General features: G+C 55.2%; 15 protein-coding genes. 7 read left to right on the forward strand and 8 right to left on the reverse strand.

The genetic code is table 11. The annotated features are described in order from the left end of the window. Nucleotides 1–134 precede the first annotated feature (134 nt). Nucleotides 135–818: a histidine utilization transcriptional repressor HutC gene (gene hutC / locus AC2FGC_RS20735; protein WP_496725764.1), complete on the reverse strand. Its 684-nt coding sequence runs from the start codon at nucleotides 816–818 to the stop codon at nucleotides 135–137. Nucleotides 819–1,019: 201 nt separating this feature from the next. On the opposite strand from hutC, the gene AC2FGC_RS20740 reads away from it, so the two are divergent. Beyond that, nucleotides 1,020–1,517: a HutD/Ves family protein gene (locus AC2FGC_RS20740; RefSeq protein WP_496783324.1), complete on the forward strand. Its 498-nt coding sequence runs from the start codon at nucleotides 1,020–1,022 to the stop codon at nucleotides 1,515–1,517. A gap of 56 nt (nucleotides 1,518–1,573) precedes the next feature. Here the strand turns inward: AC2FGC_RS20740 and AC2FGC_RS20745 are convergent, their stop codons facing one another. Then, nucleotides 1,574–2,587: an amidohydrolase family protein gene (locus tag AC2FGC_RS20745; RefSeq protein ID WP_496725762.1), complete on the reverse strand. Its 1,014-nt coding sequence runs from the start codon at nucleotides 2,585–2,587 to the stop codon at nucleotides 1,574–1,576. A 99-nt stretch (nucleotides 2,588–2,686) separates the two neighbouring features. Next, nucleotides 2,687–3,463 (reverse strand): transporter substrate-binding domain-containing protein, encoded by a 777-nt coding sequence (locus AC2FGC_RS20750; RefSeq protein ID WP_496783326.1) that lies wholly within the window; start codon nucleotides 3,461–3,463, stop codon nucleotides 2,687–2,689. 123 nt (nucleotides 3,464–3,586) lie between these two features. Between AC2FGC_RS20750 and AC2FGC_RS20755 the strand changes: the two genes are divergently transcribed. Together AC2FGC_RS20755 and AC2FGC_RS20760 are read left to right on the forward strand one after the other, a co-directional pair. After that, the gene (locus tag AC2FGC_RS20755; protein WP_496725760.1) at nucleotides 3,587–4,330 is read left to right on the forward strand and encodes an amino acid ABC transporter ATP-binding protein; all 744 of its coding nucleotides are present in this window, start codon (nucleotides 3,587–3,589) and stop codon (nucleotides 4,328–4,330) included. Nucleotides 4,331–4,340: 10 nt separating this feature from the next. Next, a complete protein-coding gene (locus AC2FGC_RS20760; protein WP_496725759.1) occupies nucleotides 4,341–5,105 on the forward strand; it encodes an amino acid ABC transporter permease in 765 nt (254 codons plus the stop codon). On the opposite strand, the gene AC2FGC_RS20765 is transcribed toward AC2FGC_RS20760, so the two are convergent. Further along, the gene (locus AC2FGC_RS20765; protein ID WP_496783328.1) at nucleotides 5,106–5,831 is read right to left on the reverse strand and encodes a creatininase family protein; all 726 of its coding nucleotides are present in this window, start codon (nucleotides 5,829–5,831) and stop codon (nucleotides 5,106–5,108) included. It lies immediately after the preceding gene. A gap of 41 nt (nucleotides 5,832–5,872) precedes the next feature. On the opposite strand from AC2FGC_RS20765, the gene AC2FGC_RS20770 reads away from it, so the two are divergent. Next, on the forward strand, nucleotides 5,873–6,217 hold the full coding sequence (locus AC2FGC_RS20770) for a carboxymuconolactone decarboxylase family protein (protein WP_496725757.1): 345 nt from the start codon (nucleotides 5,873–5,875) through the stop codon (nucleotides 6,215–6,217). Between the two features lie 627 nt (nucleotides 6,218–6,844). After that, the gene (locus AC2FGC_RS20775; RefSeq protein WP_496783329.1) at nucleotides 6,845–8,305 is read left to right on the forward strand and encodes a sulfatase family protein; all 1,461 of its coding nucleotides are present in this window, start codon (nucleotides 6,845–6,847) and stop codon (nucleotides 8,303–8,305) included. A 9-nt stretch (nucleotides 8,306–8,314) separates the two neighbouring features. Here AC2FGC_RS20775 and AC2FGC_RS20780 read toward each other — a convergent pair whose 3' ends face one another. Further along, complete coding sequence (locus AC2FGC_RS20780; protein WP_496783330.1) at nucleotides 8,315–9,244, reverse strand: LysR family transcriptional regulator; 930 nt, start codon at nucleotides 9,242–9,244, stop codon at nucleotides 8,315–8,317. A gap of 227 nt (nucleotides 9,245–9,471) precedes the next feature. Between AC2FGC_RS20780 and AC2FGC_RS20785 the strand changes: the two genes are divergently transcribed. Continuing rightward, nucleotides 9,472–9,858 (forward strand): hypothetical protein, encoded by a 387-nt coding sequence (locus AC2FGC_RS20785; RefSeq protein ID WP_496725754.1) that lies wholly within the window; start codon nucleotides 9,472–9,474, stop codon nucleotides 9,856–9,858. Between the two features lie 73 nt (nucleotides 9,859–9,931). Next, nucleotides 9,932–10,891, forward strand: coding sequence for a LysR family transcriptional regulator (locus AC2FGC_RS20790; RefSeq protein WP_496725753.1), 960 nt, complete (start codon nucleotides 9,932–9,934; stop codon nucleotides 10,889–10,891). On the opposite strand, the gene AC2FGC_RS20795 is transcribed toward AC2FGC_RS20790, so the two are convergent. From AC2FGC_RS20795 to AC2FGC_RS20805, 3 genes are read right to left on the reverse strand one after another with little or no spacing between them, the layout of a single operon-like run. After that, nucleotides 10,879–11,760 carry an amidohydrolase family protein gene (locus tag AC2FGC_RS20795; RefSeq protein ID WP_496725752.1) on the reverse strand — a complete coding sequence of 294 codons (882 nt, stop codon included), beginning with the start codon at nucleotides 11,758–11,760 and terminating at the stop codon, nucleotides 10,879–10,881. The genes AC2FGC_RS20790 and AC2FGC_RS20795 overlap by 13 nt on opposite strands. Then, entirely contained in the window at nucleotides 11,757–13,217 is a 1,461-nt protein-coding gene (locus AC2FGC_RS20800; protein ID WP_496783333.1) for a sulfatase family protein, read from the reverse strand. Before AC2FGC_RS20800 ends, AC2FGC_RS20795 begins: the two co-directional genes overlap by 4 nt. Further along, the gene (locus tag AC2FGC_RS20805) at nucleotides 13,204–16,104 is read right to left on the reverse strand and encodes an FAD-binding and (Fe-S)-binding domain-containing protein (RefSeq protein WP_496725750.1); all 2,901 of its coding nucleotides are present in this window, start codon (nucleotides 16,102–16,104) and stop codon (nucleotides 13,204–13,206) included. The genes AC2FGC_RS20800 and AC2FGC_RS20805 overlap by 14 nt, the downstream gene beginning before the upstream one ends. Nucleotides 16,105–16,138: the final 34 nt, after the last annotated feature.

Consider the following 16,138-nt stretch of genomic DNA (forward strand, 5'->3'; position numbering starts at 1 on the left):
TCCTGCTATTCGCCGAGATCGCAGGATAGGTGTATCCAGTAAGTCGCTGACTTTGGCCGTTCCAAATATTTGCGACAGAACCGTTTACAACAGATGCCTTTCCGAGGTTGCCCACCAGCGCAATGCGAATGCCATCACAGCTTGGTCGTCATTTTGTAACCAGAAGGAAAATAGAGTTTGGCGTGAGTTACGTTGTTCTCCACCAGCCAAGTGGTTCTTTCGATGGTGAACAAGGCCGTTCCTTCGTTTTCCCCTAGGAACTCCGCAACCTCCAGATTGGCGTTGGTCGCTGAAAACGTCAGTTCGATCTCGGTAAACGGAACCTCACGGACAAGCCACTCGTTTGGCCCAATTTCTTCGAACGACTGATCGCGTGCCTGAGGAATGGTCGCAAGATTGATCCAGCGCTCTTCGAACTGAAAGGCTTTGTTTGAGGCAAAGTGCATACATCTGAGATGTAGAACCTCACCCCCTTTTGGGATTTTGACCTGAGCGCGCAACCAGCCGGGGGCGGCGATGATCTCGCGCTCTACAAGCGAATATCGATAGGCGGCCCCGAGGTTGGTGATTTCTTCCCGAATAAGCGGAATTGTGATCCGGGCCTGGCGCGTCGGGGCTGTTTTAACCCGTGTTCCTGCCTTGCGCTTACGCTCAAGAACACCATCATCAACCAGTTCGCGCATTGCACGGTTTACCGTGGCCCGTGCACAGCCAAATTCCTTGGCAAGCTGAATCTCACCAGGCACTACCGCGCCGGGAGGCCAGGTGTTGTCGCGGATGCGGCCAAGGATGTTTGATTTTATATCCTGATAGCTCACCCGCACGACAAATGGCCTATTATATGTCTAAATTTATTGCATAATGTTTGTACTCGTATGTGGCGAGGGATTGCAACCGTCGGCGCGTCCAATTCGAACAACAGCAAGCATATGCAGCTTTCCTATGATCGACCCGAAATGCGAGCAGCAATGAAGCATGTCCGAACCAGAACCCTGGGGCCCATCCTGTGGAAAAACGGCATGGGGACCACGCGAGAAATTGCACGGGCAAGTGGCGAGCAGGGCGTCATCTGGCGTGTGAGCCTTGCTGAAGTCGAAGCTGACGGGCCATTTTCCACATTTCCGGACATGTCTCGTATCCTGACCGTTGTCGAGGGAGATGGCTTTGATCTGGTTGGCCCTGCAACACCGTTGAACGCGCGGTTTTCCGATCCACTGAGGTTTTCAGGCGATCTTGAATTGTCGTGTCGGCTGACAGCGGGTCCAGTGCGCAATTTTAATGTAATCTATGATCCTGTTCAGTGCGCTGCATCCGTGGATTGCCTGACCGGTGAGGACACTCATGAGATCCAAGCGGGTCCGAACGAAGTTCTGTGTCTGTTTTCAGTGTACAAGGGCTGCTCTATCGACGGACACAGGGTTGAGCCCACTGAGGCTGCGATCCTCAAGGATGGCAATTTCACAGCCATCGGTTTTGAAGACAGCATTACATTATTGGCGCGCCTCAAGAACCGATAGCGGGCAAGAGAACCTCAACCTACTATGGGAGGTAACTTGGCTGTCACGCATTGAAATTAGCCCGGGGTGCATTTTTGCGCGCGAAGTTCCGACAGGTGGCTCAGCAATGCGTTCGCTGTTTTCCACGTCACCTGCTCCTTTTCTTCGGCGGTCAGTACTGCCGGAACAACCGCATGCGTATAAGGATCGTCCGTGAAGATCGGATAATCCGATCCCAGCATAATCCTGTCTGCACCCAAAAGCTTAACAGCTGCCTCCAACGCACGTGGCCCAAGCGAAGCGCAATCGTACCAGAGCCGACGCAGACGCTGGGTCGGGAACGGATCATCCGGGTTGCGATGCCGCGCAATGCTTTCTAACCGCTCAAAAATAAAGGGGAGCGTGCCGCCCAAATTGACTATCTGAAAGGAAACAGCCGGGTAAGAATCCAACAGGTCTGACATGATCATGGTCAAGGCGACCTGAGAAGCGCTGGATTGCAGTTCCACTGCGGACAGTCGGTATTGCATCAGGTCCGCGGGGCGCGGCGGCGGGTTTTGCCCGACTTTCAGACCAGGGTGCAGCATGATGTGACAGCCGTATTCGTTTGCCGCTTCCAATAGCGGTCGCAATGAGTCAGCTTCGGCCAGAGAGTTGAAATAGTTCGACGGCAAAATAATTCCCGGCAAACCCAGATCGCGACGAACACGGCGAAGCTCTGCACAGGCAATATCAAGATCATCCAGCGGCACTCCGGCCAGCCCGATCAGGGCACCATCGCTATCAATTCCCAACTGGGCAAGGTGATCGTTAAAGGCAGAGATGACCGGTGCAATTTCCGTGGCGGGCAACAGATCAGCGCCAAGTGCTCCGGGGAAGGTCAGCAAGCGGTGCGTCAGTCCCTGCTTTCGCATTTCGGCCAGACACACTTGCGGGTCATGATAGGCATCGGTGAACGGAAATTCTCCATTCATCGCTGACATCACAGTGACCCCATCTCTGCGCGTTCGGAGGCGAGGATGCGACTTTCGGGCGCGCAAAGTTTCGACCAGCCCACCACCGTAGTAATGGGAATGCATGTCAATGCGCATATCGGTCTCTCCTGACATCTCGATTACTGACGTAGCGCACAGAAAAGGCCCACCGATTGATTATCACAGCGGGCCTTTTACAGTGTCAAAGTCAGAACGTTACAGGCCCCATTTTGCGGCGGTCGCCGCGAAGAATCCCTGCGACTGGCGCAGTTCGATCCAGCTGTTCACGTAGTTGATCCATACCTGATCGCTTTGGGGCATCAGCATCGCGATCGGTGTCGGTGCACGCGCCTCAGTTACTTCAATCTGACGCAGGTTTGGGAATTTTTCGAGCAAGGTCGAACCTTCGATATTCGATGTGATGAAAACATCAGCGCGCCCTGCCAGAACCTCTTGGAAACCGCGTGCCGGTGCCTCAACAACCTTGATATCAGCGTCAGGGAACCACTCGCGGACGCTTTTCTCGAATGTCGTCCCCAAGGTGGTCGCAACCTTGAATTCCCCGTTGTTGATCGAGTCCCAATCCGAGAAGTTTTCAGCCTTTTCTTCAGTCGTAAAGGGATAGATTTCAACTGAGATATAGCTATTCGAATACCCGGCAGCTTTCAGGCGGGGCGGGCTGATAGAGGCCGAACCTGTAATGTGATAGTTCCCGGCAACGACACCGTTTACCAGGGTCTTCCAATCCGTTGCCACGAATTCAAGCTCCACGCCCAGATCTTCGGCGAGTTGGGTCATGACGTCGATATCATATCCCTTGTAGGAATTGGTTGCCGGATCCCGGACGGACATCGGGTTCCAGTCGCCGGTTGTCCCGACTTTCAGCACCCCATTGTTCAGTATGTCATTCAGAGCCGATTGGGCATTGGCCGCCCCTGTGAGCATTCCAAGTACAAGACCCGCGGCCAGGCCCATTGATTTCAGCAGCTTCATCGCTTCCTCCCCTTTTGTTCGCGCGTTCGCAACCAGATTTATGTCTGTATTTATCACATTTTGTATAGTTTTAATTTGAAGGCAAAGCTAGTCTTACGCTAACAATCTCAAAGGGGCAGGTCTATGTCAGATGCATCGCCGGTCATCACAATCCGCGACTTGAATAAGTGGTACGGAGACTATCACGCGCTCAGAGACATCAATCTGGATGTCTCGCTTGGGGAAAGAATTGTTGTATGCGGGCCTTCGGGATCCGGCAAATCAACGCTCATACGATGTGTGAATTCTCTGGAGGAGCATGATTCCGGTTCGATCACGGTCGACGGGATCAAAATGACGGACAAAAAGGCCGCCGAAGAAATCCGATCCGAGGTTGGCATGGTGTTTCAGCAGTTCAACTTGTTCCCCCACCTGACAATTCTCCAAAATCTGACGCTAGGACCAATCAAGGCACGTGGCCTGTCGAAATCGGACGCGGAAGAACGCGCCATGACATATCTCGAACGAGTCCGGATTCCTGATCAGGCGCACAAGCGGCCAACCGAACTTTCCGGTGGTCAGCAACAACGGGTCGCCATAGCGCGCTCACTTTGCATGGAGCCCAAGATCATGCTTTTTGACGAGCCCACCTCGGCGCTAGACCCCGAAATGATTTCAGAAGTGCTCGACGTGATCGTGGATCTTGCCCAAGAGGGAATGACGATGATCTGCGTCACCCACGAGATGGGGTTCGCGCGCAAGGCAGCGGACCGGATGATCTTTATGGATCAGGGCGAGGTGATCGAAACAGGTACACCCGAAGATTTCTTCGAGGCACCTAAATCAGAACGTTGCAAGCTTTTCCTCAGCCAGATCCTTCAGCACTAAGGGGTATCACATGAAACGTACAACGCTTGTCGCTCTTTGTGCGCTTGTCATTCTCGCCGGTTGTAGTTCTTCGGGCAACTGGGGATGGTACGTCGTCAACCCCTCTACAGAAACGGGTCAGAACAACATCCGATTTCTTTTGTCGGGTTTCTGGTCGACGATCAGCCTGTCGTTGATTGCCGCCGTTCTATCAATGGCCATCGGGCTTCTGGTTGCCCTGCCGGGCATGTCTTCAAACCGATGGCTGCGGTTACCAAGCAGGGTCTACATTGAATTCATCCGCGCCATACCGCTCCTGCCGATGTTGTTCTGGGTATTTTACGGATTCCCGGTTGTTCTGAAATCAATCGGTATCAATATCAGCATCGACGCGTTCTGGGGCGCGATCATCACGCTGGCCATTTCGGATAGTGCATTCACCGCCGAGATCTACCGCTCGGGCATCCAGTCGATTGACAAGGGTCAGACCGAAGCGGCAAAAACTGTTGGCCTGAACTACCGCCAGACGATGCAGTATGTAATCCTGCCGCAGGCGATTAAGCGGATTCTACCCCCGTTGGCGAACCAGTTCATCTATATTGTAAAGATGTCCGCCTTTGCCTCGGTGATCGGGATGCAGGAGTTGACGCGCCGTGCCAACGAGTTGGTCGTAACGGAATACCGACCGCTTGAGATCTATACGCTTTTGATCTTTGAATATCTTGTTCTCGTCCTGATCATCAGCTTCTTCGTGCGCTGGCTGGAACGAAAAATGAGATCGGACGAAAGCCGCTGATCAATGAACAAAGCTGGCGAAATCCGCGGCGACGGCCTGCGCCGCGGCATTGACGAGTTCACGCCCGTGTTCGGGTCGGGCCAGTTCAGAATAGGACCCAACGCGCCCATCGGGAAAGTCGCGCCGATGTTCATCGGGCGGCCCATGGCGGTCACCCGCGTGGGCCGCGATGTACTCGGCAGAAAGCTTGCGCGGAGGACTCGTGACTCTGGCCTGAACAACGCGATGGGTGGCCTGTGTAATCGCGACCTCGGATGGGGTGGCGTGCATACCCTCCCAGTCGCCGTAGTAGCCACGTCGGAGTTTGTTGACCCGGTCAAAGTCCCACCAGCTCCGAATTCGGACTGTCGCACTTACGTCGTGGGCCGCCTTCCGCAAGGGCTCAAGGTTGGCACCGTGGCCGTTCAAAACATAGATCATCGAGAATCCATGGTGGGCCAGCCCATGCATAACCTCTCTCGCCAGATCGCCGTAGAGACCGGTGCTCAGCGAGACGGTGCCCGGAAAGCTCATGTTGAACGGCGCAGGGGCGTAAGCCAGTTCGGGTGCCACTATCGCGCTAGCGATATCGGCCGCAGCCCAGGCGATCTCGCGCGCGCAAATGGCATCCGTACCGATCAGACCGATGGGTCCGTGCTGTTCGATGGACCCGGTCGGCAGAATAACTCCCTTTCGGGTTTTGAGGTATGTCTCGACCTCGGTCCAGGTCATCTCTTCCAATCGCATATTGCCAGCTAACAGAACCATTCAAGAAAAGGAAAGACACGATGTCCTGGAGCGGATTTCTCACTGAAACAATGGAACGTATAGGCGTTTTGCAGAAACAGGCGCCGGATATGTTCGAGGGGTTCAACTCGATGTCCAAAGCCGCCAAACGCAATGGCGCGCTGGATGAAAAGACCAAGGAGCTGATCGCCCTGGGCATTGCAATTTCGACGCGTTGCGACAGTTGTATCGGGTTTCACACCAAATCGCTTGTCCGGCTCGGCACTACCCGCGAGGAGTTTTGCGAAGCATTGGAGATGATCGGCTATATGGGTGGCGGTCCTTCGATCGCCTTTGGCGCAAAAGCGCTGGAAGCGTTTGACGAGTTCACTGGTGCCGGTGCTTAGGGGCCAAACTAAGGCAGCGTGCATCTTTTTCTGTCATCCGTCAGAGCTGTTGACCCACTGAACAGTACCTTCATCTGGTTTTGTTGCCAAGATTTGAGCCCGTTGAGTTGTTTGAGCACTCGCTTGTGAGTCAGGTGGCGAGCTCAGCGAACTGCTGAAATGGACAAAGTTCGGGCGTGAGTTGGCCGCTATGGATCATGTGCGACACTTCGCTTCCGTCGAGCGTTGCCGCCGCTGAAGCAATGGTCTTGAACCTGCACATGTGGCGTACCCTCTGAATGAATGGGATGTGTCGCAAACTTTTGGAAGGGCCAGTGGCGGCGATTTACTGGCACGCCTATGGTTCTGTTGCAAATTTTTGAGCATGGCGAGCTGAATCAGCGATCGTATCGGTGTTAACCGGCGAGTTCGGCAAAATGTTTGAATGGACAGACTCCAGGCGTAAGTTGCCGTTTGCGCACATGTTTTGAGAACTGGGGCAAGCCGCGGAGCTTTTGAGCCGCAGATCCAATTGAATTCCTGAGTCAAGCTGGTCAATTTCGAACCAGTTGTTTCCAATTTTGCACGAACTCGCGTGGTAGTTGCCGTTATGACATTGCGTAAATGGATTTGATCTGAGGAAACTCCATGGCAACGCCCGGCAATTTTATCTTTTTTGTGACAGACAATCATGCGCGCAACTTTCTTGGCGCAGCGGGGCATTCAATTGTGCTCACCCCGAGCCTGGACAAACTTGCCGGGCGTGGGGTTCGTTTTGAAAACGCTTACGCCGCCACAACTTTGTGTTGCCCAGCTCGCGCAGCGATCGCCACGGGCCAGTATCCTCACCAAACCAGGTTCTGGGATAACGCGACGATGTATGATGGATCAGTTAAGACCTGGCACCATCGGCTGCGCGACGCAAACGTGCCAGTCACTGCAATTGGGAAACTGCATTATCGGTCAAAGCAAGATGACAATGGATTTGCCGAGGAAATTCACACGATGCACGTTGTCGATGGCATTGGATCCCCGCTGACGTTGTTGCGAGCAACTGAAGATGGAGTACCAAGTCGGGCGGGTCACAAGGCAATCTATGGGAATTCTGGGCCGGGAGAGACAGATTACCAGATTTATGACCGCCAGATCACCGAACGCGCAATCGACAGGTTGCGCGACAATGCCGACAACGCTGAGCCGTGGGCCTTGATCGTGTCTTATCCCAGTCCGCATCCCGCGTTCCGGGCGAAACAGGAGTTCTGGGATCTGTACCCTCCGGAAGACATGCCTTTGCCGTCCACGTGGGATGCGTCTGATCGCTATGACCATCCAGCTATGGCGTATCTTGCGTGGATGAATCAGTTGCCTAAGGGCATGGACGAAGCATTCTTGCGAAATGCCTATGCCGGATACTGCGCCCTGATCACTCAGACCGACGCAGAAATCGGCAAAGTAATTGATATGGCTGAAGAACTGGGCCTGACTGACAAGACGCGGATAGCTTACACATCGGATCACGGAGAGGCAATCGGTGCTCATGGTATTCTGGGCAAGGCCAATCTGTATGAGCATTCCGCCGGTGTTCCACTAATTTTGGCCGGTCCAGGATTGCCGGAGGGTAGGACGGTATCAGATTGTGTCAGTCATGTGGACCTGTTCCCGACTATTTTGGATCTGTTTGACGTGCCAACCCCAAAGGACGGGGGCCTGCCGGGTTGTTCGCTTTTGCAAGTGATCAATGGCGAGCAGCCAAAGAGAACGGGGTTTTCCGAGTATCATGCGATGGGAAGTGTAAATTCCAGTTTCCTGATACGGCAGGGTGACTGGAAACTGATCTATCACGTCGATATGCCCAACCAGCTTTTTAATCTGGCGACTGACCCTGATGAAGCAATCGATTTGCTGGCCGGTGGGAACACCCACCCAAAAGAGGCAGAGCTTTCGGCACTGCTGTGCGAGATGGTCAATCCCGAAGAGCTGAACGCGCTCAGCAAGGCTGATCAGTTGGCCCGGATTGATGAGTTGGGCGGCTATGACGCGGTAAGAAACTCCGGCTCCATTGCGGCCTCGCCCATTCCCGGCAAGAAAGTCAATCTGGAGAAGATCTGAGCCTGCCGATTAGTCGGCATCCAGTATCTTGTCCAATTCTTGCCTATACGCCAGAACCTCATGTCGGATCGCTTCTTTCATGAGTGCAGCGGCTCCGTCGACTTCATTGTCGACGGGGACGACGAAGCCAACAGGAATAGAATGCTGTGTATTAATGCGGCGCAGCACATGGGTTTCCCCAAGCAGGGCCTTGGAGAAAATGCCGTCCGTAATGGTCAAACTGCCGACTGCCAGCCCGATATTGATCGCGACGTCAACCGTTCCGCTTTCTTGCCGAACGTTTGGCATCAGCCCCGCGCTGTCGAACACCCGAGCAATGCGTTGACGCATGATCGAACCGCTCTCTATCAGCGACAGAGGTTCATTGGCCAAAGCCTGAACAGGAATTTCACGTTGGTCAGACAAACCATGTGTCCGAGGTAAAGTAACGCACAAGGGAAAGTCGATGATTGGCTCTCCGCGAACGCCAGCATGCACAACGGGAACCGTCGTGAGTGCAATGTCGAACATGCGCGATGCAGCCCAACGTTTGATACTATGTCGGGCCTCAACGCTGATGCTGACACGAGTGTTGGACTTGGTCTCACGGTAATAGCGGCGAACAGCGTTTGGGAGAATTTGCTCGGCCATTCGCGGAAACCCGAGTATCCGGATCGTCTGCTCCTTGGTCGCGCCATTCCGAATGGCATCGGAGATTCGCGGCAGCCCATCTACGACACTGAGCGCTCGAATTGCTTCGGGCAAAAAGGTTTCAGCTGCCTCGGTAGGGATAAGGCGCTGCCGTTCTCTGCGAAACAGTTTCAGTTCCAGATCACGCTCTAACGCCGATAGCATTCTGCTGGCCGCAGATGGCGTCAAATGCAACTTCTCAGCGACGCTTGCAATTGTCCCTGCCTGCATGACCTCAACAAACAGCCTGAGTGAGGGAATTTTGGGCATTCTGGCGGACATTTCTGAACCCCGACTTGGTGCCAATTTGGTGTGTTTTGGGAACCAACTTGCCGGAATTATTCAATCCGTGCACGAGCTAATCCATCAGCTCGTGATCCGAATTTCTTCTAACACTCATATCAAAAAGGTATTTTTGAACCGAATCCCGCGTTGATACTGTTTTTACCAAATCTGGGATCTCTGATTGGATCCGTCGGTTCGAAAGTGGGGCACAAATGAACAATGACGCAATTGCGGCCGCCAAAGAGGTCATGCATCGCCATGTGCAGGCACTGAATGCGCGTGATGCCACGGGCATATCAACGACGCTCCACTTTCCACATTATCGATTGTCCGGCGAGGCGGTAAAGATCTGGGAAACCCCAGACAGCTATTTCAGCGATTTTAAGACGAGGGCTGGGGGCGATTGGGGCCATACCGAATGGGGGCATCTGAACGTGCTGCAATCCAGCGAAAGCAAAGTGCATTTGGACGTAATGGTGAACCGGTTCGACCACGACAGGCTGCCCTTGGTGTCTTTTCCTTCGCTGTGGGTGGTTACACGGATTGATGGTATTTGGGCGGCGCAGATGCGGTCATCGTTTGCGCAGGATCTGCGTTGAACTGATATCAGATTTTCTTCTTTCTCTGGCACGGCTATAGTGGTTTAGACTGCTTAAATTGCTAGAGTTTGATATGAACATCCGTCAGCTTCGCTATTTCATTTCAATCGTTGATCAGGGCAGTGTTTCCAGTGCCGCGAGGGTACTGCATATTGCCCAGCCCGCGTTGAGCCAGCATATCGCAAATCTGGAAGAAGAACTTACCACCGAATTGCTGATACGCTCATCACGGGGGGTCAAACCGACAAAGGCTGGCGAAGTTCTGTATCAACACGCCCGCAAGATAGTGGCGCAGATGAAGCAAGCCACCGATGACGTCCGGAAAGAGGCGGATACGCCCCGTGGTGAAGTTTCGATCGTCGTGCCGCCGATGTTGGGCGTTCATGTTGCGCCGTTGTTGTTGGAAAGGGTGGCCGAGAAGTATCCCGAGGTCGAGCTTCGAATTCTGGAGGAGCTGGCGTTGAACGTGAAAGAGATGATTGAAAACAGCCGCGTGGATCTGGGTATCCTGGCGACCCGCGAAAAAGCGTCCAAGGCTGAGTATCTGCATCTCTATACGGAACCTTTGTACTTGGTGACCCGACGCAAAGAGGGCGACAAACCCTGTTCCGGGGATGAAACCATCGATGTCAAAGCCTTGTTCTCTACGCCATTGGTCTTGAGCCAGCAGTCTCATGCTGTCCGCGAAATTGTCGAAGATGTGGCTGAAAAGATGGGTCGAGCGCTGAACTTGCGTGTCACAACAGAATCCGCCCGGCTGAGGCTTAGCTACATCCGCAGCGGTGTAACGTCGGGTGTGCTGCCGTGGCCGTCAATTGATGCACTTTGGCGCCGCGGGGAAATCTCTGCAAAACGTTTGGTCAAGCCAGATTTGATCCGCGAAGTTTACTTGACCTGGCCACGCAATCAGCCGCTGAACGCGGGATCGCGGGCCGTTCGGCAAGAGTTGCTGGATATCTGCCACGAACTGTTTGACAGCGGTATTATCCGAGGCACGTTTCGGCATGTGCAAACCGAAGGTCAGAAGCCGTAAAGGCGCGCCGGATTATCTGACAGGATTGCTTTCCGAGTTTCTGCGGATGGGGCCCAAGTCGCCAATTCATCCAACAAATCGCCGTCATTGGGCATAGCGACCGGAATATGTGGGTGCGGCCAGTCGGTCCCAAAGACAACCTGATCTGGGTTCGCCGCAACCAATGCCTGCGCGACGCGTGTGACATCTTCATAAGGCAGCGTAGCCCGACCAGTGATCCGATATGCGCCTGAAAGTTTGCTCCAGGCCTTGCCTGTGCCCATCAGGTTCAACAAAGCCTGAAACCCTTCTGAATCGATGCCCCCTGCCACTGGAAAGTGCCCCATATGGTCAAAAACGGTCTGCAGCGGCAGGGTCGAGAAAAAGGCGTAAAGATCGGGGAAAGCGCTGACGTCGAGCAACACCTGAAGATGCCAGCCCATCGGCGCGATCTTGTCGGCGATAGTGCGTACCTCGGTCATCGCCTTTTCACCGCTGAACAGCAGATTGGCCCGGACTCCGCGCACGCCCTGATCATGCATGTGCTGCAACTCATCCTCGGTGATCGAAGCGTCAACCACGACCACAGCACGGTAGCGTTCAGGGTCGGTAGCCGTGGCCTCAAGCGTCGCACGATTGTCGGTGCCGTAAATGCTGGGCTGTACGATAACAGCGCGCTGAAACCCCAATGTTTTAAGCAAATGTTCATATGATGCCAATGACGCTTCCGGAGGGGTATACAATCTGTCCGGCACCATCGGGTACCGTTCTGGCGGGCCGAACACGTGGGAATGGCAATCGCAGGCCAATGGTGGCATTGTAAATTGCGGCGCGCGCGGTGCCCCATCCGGGGCCGCGCAGCTCGGGATTTCTGCGTTGGCCCCAGTCATGTCGAGGTGCCGTTTGACGCGACAAAGTCAGCGTTAACGCCCGGGGCAGGGGTTGCGCCAAACCCGCCACGTTCCAGTACCGCCTCAACACCGCCATGTTTCGCGATGATCGCCGCCTGATCAGCTTTGGCCTGACGGTCAACCGCATCCGGGTCACAAACCTTGAGCAGTTCAGTATGCAGTTGGGCACGGGTCGCTTCGTACTCGGGCGCGGTCCCCAGATCGATGACTTCACCCGGGTCGGTGTCAAGATTGAAGAGCTGTGGCTCATAGCCGGTGTAATAAATGTATTTCCACGGGCCCTTGCGGATCATGAATGCCCCCGACATGGCGCCGGCAGCATGATACTCTGAGAATACAGCGCGGTCAGGGCAATCTTCCTCAGCCGCAATCCGGAACAACGAGCGGCCGGGCAACTCAGGGTCATTGGCCTTAAGACCAGCGCACTCCAGTACGGTGGGAAAGACATCTGCCAGCGACACCGGTGTCTTGCTGACCTTGCCGCCGGGCACGTCTGGTCCGGCCATGATCAATGGAATGGCGGCGGCCTCTTCGTACATGTTGGATTTGCCCCACATGCCACGCTCGCCCATGTTGTCGCCGTGGTCGCTGACATAGATGACATTTGTGTTGTCGTTCAGCCCAGCAGCTTCGATCGCATCCAGAATTCGGCCAACATTGTAGTCCATGAAACTGACCAGCCCAAAATAACCGGTCAGCGCGGCCTGTGTGCGTTCCTCATTAAAATTGTCGTAGACAAAGCAATGGCGCAGTGCCTTGAGCCAGGGGTGGTCATCCTCGCGCGCAGGTTTCGAAGGTTTGAGATCCATGTCCTTGTACAGGTCATAAAACTCCTGTGGTGCGGTCAGCGGGAAATGGGGCGCAACCATCGAGATGAAAACTGTCCATGGCTTGTCGCCCGCCTGTTCATTGCCACGTTCGGCAATCCATTCGCATGCGGCATCGGTGATGTTGCGATCATAGGTGGTGTACGAAGTTTCACCTGCGCCTGCGCTGTCGGCCAGATCGCGGGCTTTCCAACGGCGCGGCAACGGCTCTCGTACACATCCCAGCACGTCGCCGACACCGTTGACCAGATGCATCGGGATCTGCTGGAAATCCAACCCGACTGGGTCAGATGCGTTGCGGTAGTGCAGTTTGCCGATCGAACCCACCGGGTTACCGTTTTGCTGCAGGTAATGGCCCCATGACTTCGGCTCGCCCGTGTAAGGTGTGGCATTGTCCCAATGGCCGGTCTGATGGCCATATTTACCAGTTGCAAAACTGGCGCGTGCAGGCACGCAGATGGGCGCGTTGGTATAGGCGTTTTCGAATAAGGTGCCCCGCGCGGCCAGCCGGTCAAGATTGGGTGTCTTGATAAATGGGTGTCCGGCGCATCCCATGATGTTGGATGCGTGTTCATCAGACATCAGGACAATCATGTTAGGGGTGGTCATTGCGGCCTCCATTTTGTGCGTGCGCTTCAATCCGCGCCAAAAGTGCGGAGCTGGGATGTGCGGGTTTGACGTTGCCATACCGCCCCGTCTGGGATCGGCAGGAAAACCCGGTCGCCAAAGCGCCAGTTCCGGCAGCGTTTAAGGGTTCGCGCCAAGACATTTCGAAAAGTTGGCTAGACATGTCGCGGTGTTCGGCTTCGTGGCCGAACAGCCCAGCCATGCCGCAACACCCGGTGCTGGCGATGTCGAGCGTCAGGCCGAAATGCCGAAACACTGCTTGCCAGCGCCGGGGGGTGGCGGGGTCGGCTGTTTTCTCGGTACAGTGTGAAAACAAGGTATAGCGCCCCGTGTCATCAACGGGCATTTGGGGAAGTGAGTGCAGAATGTCAGACAGGAATAGGTCCAATGACATGACTTTTCGCGCGCCCAGATCGTATTCCTTGTTCAGCAGGTCGGTCACGGCGGGTTCAAGGCTGATCAAGGGCAGATCGTCGGGCATGACCCGCAACAAAAAAGCGGTTGTCTGATCGCGCTGCGTTTCAAAGGCATCCATCATGCCACGCACCTGCCGTGCCTTGCCATTGGCCACAGGTGGAATGGCCCAGACAGTAAATCCCAGCTTCTTCAACAGGGCTGTTGATTGCGCAACCACGCCGGTGTCGAATGCGCCAGTGAAACTGTCGAGGATCAAAAGTGCCGGATTCTGACCCCATTTCGATGGTGTCGTGTCCGGATAAACAATGTGACCCCCGGCGTTTTGCACCGCCTGTTCTGCGGTCAGCGGCGCATAGCGCGGGATATCGACAAGGCCAAATCCCCGGTTCAACACAGCCCTGGTCAAGCTGTTCCCCAACACCAGATTTGCCAGACGCGGCAGCTTGCGGAAGGCAAGCGAAAGCCCCTCCATGTGGCGCAGCAGGTGATCGCGTGCAGGGCGCGCGCGGGTCTGGAAGTACTGATGCAAAAAGGCGGATTTCATCGCCGGGATATCTACGCGGACCGGACATTGACCGGTGCAGGATTTGCAGGACAGGCACGTGTCCAGACTGCGTTTCAGCGCCTCTTCAACAAGGGCGGCATCCTCGCCGGTTGAGCGCAGACGCGCCCATTCGCGGAATAGGCTGGCGCGACCCTTGGGGGCCTGAACCTTATCGTGCGTAGCCTTGTAGGACGGGCACATTGGATCGCTAGGTGCCCAGTTGTGGCACGCCCCGTTGCCATTGCAGGCAATCGCGCGTTCGAAGGCGCCAAAGTTTTCTTCGTTGATTTCCGCATCGCGAGGGCCGCGCATGGGTACGGCGTCGATCTTCATCACCGTCAGATCGCTTTCGGCGGCTGTCACCAACTTGCCGGGGTTCAGGCGATTGTCGGGATCAAACCAAGCCTTGATTTTGCGCATCACCGCATAAAGCTCGGGACCAACATAGCGTTCAACATATTCGCCGCGCACGCCCTTGCCATGCTCGCCCCAAATCAGGCCTCCGTGTTTCTGACACAGGTCCGATACCGCGTCCGAGACTTTGCGGATCATCGCCCGATCCTGCGGCTCTCGCATGTTCAGCATTGGGCGGACATGGACGCAGCCGACATCTGCATGCCCAAACATGCCATAAGATAACTCGAATTGATCCAGAAGCGCGCCGAATTCGGCGACAAAGGATGACAAGTTTTCGGGCGGTACAGCGGCATCTTCGACAAAAGGCAGCCCGATCCGCTTTGTCTCAACCGCGGCCAGCAGTCCTACAGAGCGTTTGCGCATTTCCCACAATGCTGACATTTCGTCGGGTTCTGCCGTGGTCACCTGTGCTGTGACATACACGTGGTTTTGGTTCAGAATTCGGGCCAGACGTTCTTGACCGGCTGTGACCTCTTCAACCGTTTCACCGATGAACTCGACAAACAGGAACCCGCCAGCATCGCCGATCTGGCCCAGCACGCCCTCAAGCTCGCTCCACATGGGCGAGGCGGCGGCAAGGGCAAGGATCTTGTCATCCAGAAACTCTATTGCGCTTGGATCTGCCTGCACCAGATGCGGAACATGTCTGAGCGCCAAAGTGCAGTCGTCATAAGCCAGAACTGTCAGCGCCCGTTGTTTTGGAATTGGTGTCAGTCGCAGGGTCAATTGCGTGGTCAGCGCCAATGTCCCCTCTGACCCGGCCAGAAGCTTGATAAAGTCGAATTCACCCGACGTGCCGCGCGCCTGATCAAGGTTATAGCCGGTCAGCCCCCGGTTCAGCTTTGGGAAACGTCGGGCGATCTCGGCGGCCTTGTCGTCCAAGTCCTGACGCAGAGCATGTCCCATTTGACCAAGCTCCGCATCAAGTGATCCGCGAGTGGTGACAGAGACAGGCCGTCCGTTGGCCAGAATTACATCCGCTGCGATGACATGATCAGACATGCGCCCATAGATCCGGCTGCCTTTGCCGCTGGCATCGGTGGCAAACATACCGCCGATTGTTGCCCGAGAAGATGTCGACACCGTGGGTGCAAAGAAAAATCCGTGGGGTTCGAGAAAAGTGTTGAGCTGGTCCAGCACGACACCGGGCTGAACCGTGACAGTTCCCGCCTGCAGATCCAGGGTCTCGATACCCCGCATGTGGCGCGACATGTCTACAATCACACCTGCGTTCAGCGATTGCCCGTTGGTTCCCGTTCCACCACCGCGTGCTGTCAGGGCAATGTCATGCTCTTGCGCCAATCGGGCCAGTATTGCGACGTCCTTGCCGGATTTGGGAAACAGAATCGCGTCGGGAGTAATGTGATAGATGCTGTTGTCCGTGGCGGCGACCAGACGAGCGCCTTCATCGTTTTCGACATCACCAGAAAATCCCTCTATGCGCAGCGCATCGAGATACCGAGACAAGGATTCGGAGGGGTGATCCAGCATGTTAGCGATCCTGCAGGGTTGGTCCGGGCGCAAA

This window comes from Ruegeria sp. CDSC054 (assembly GCF_059610645.1).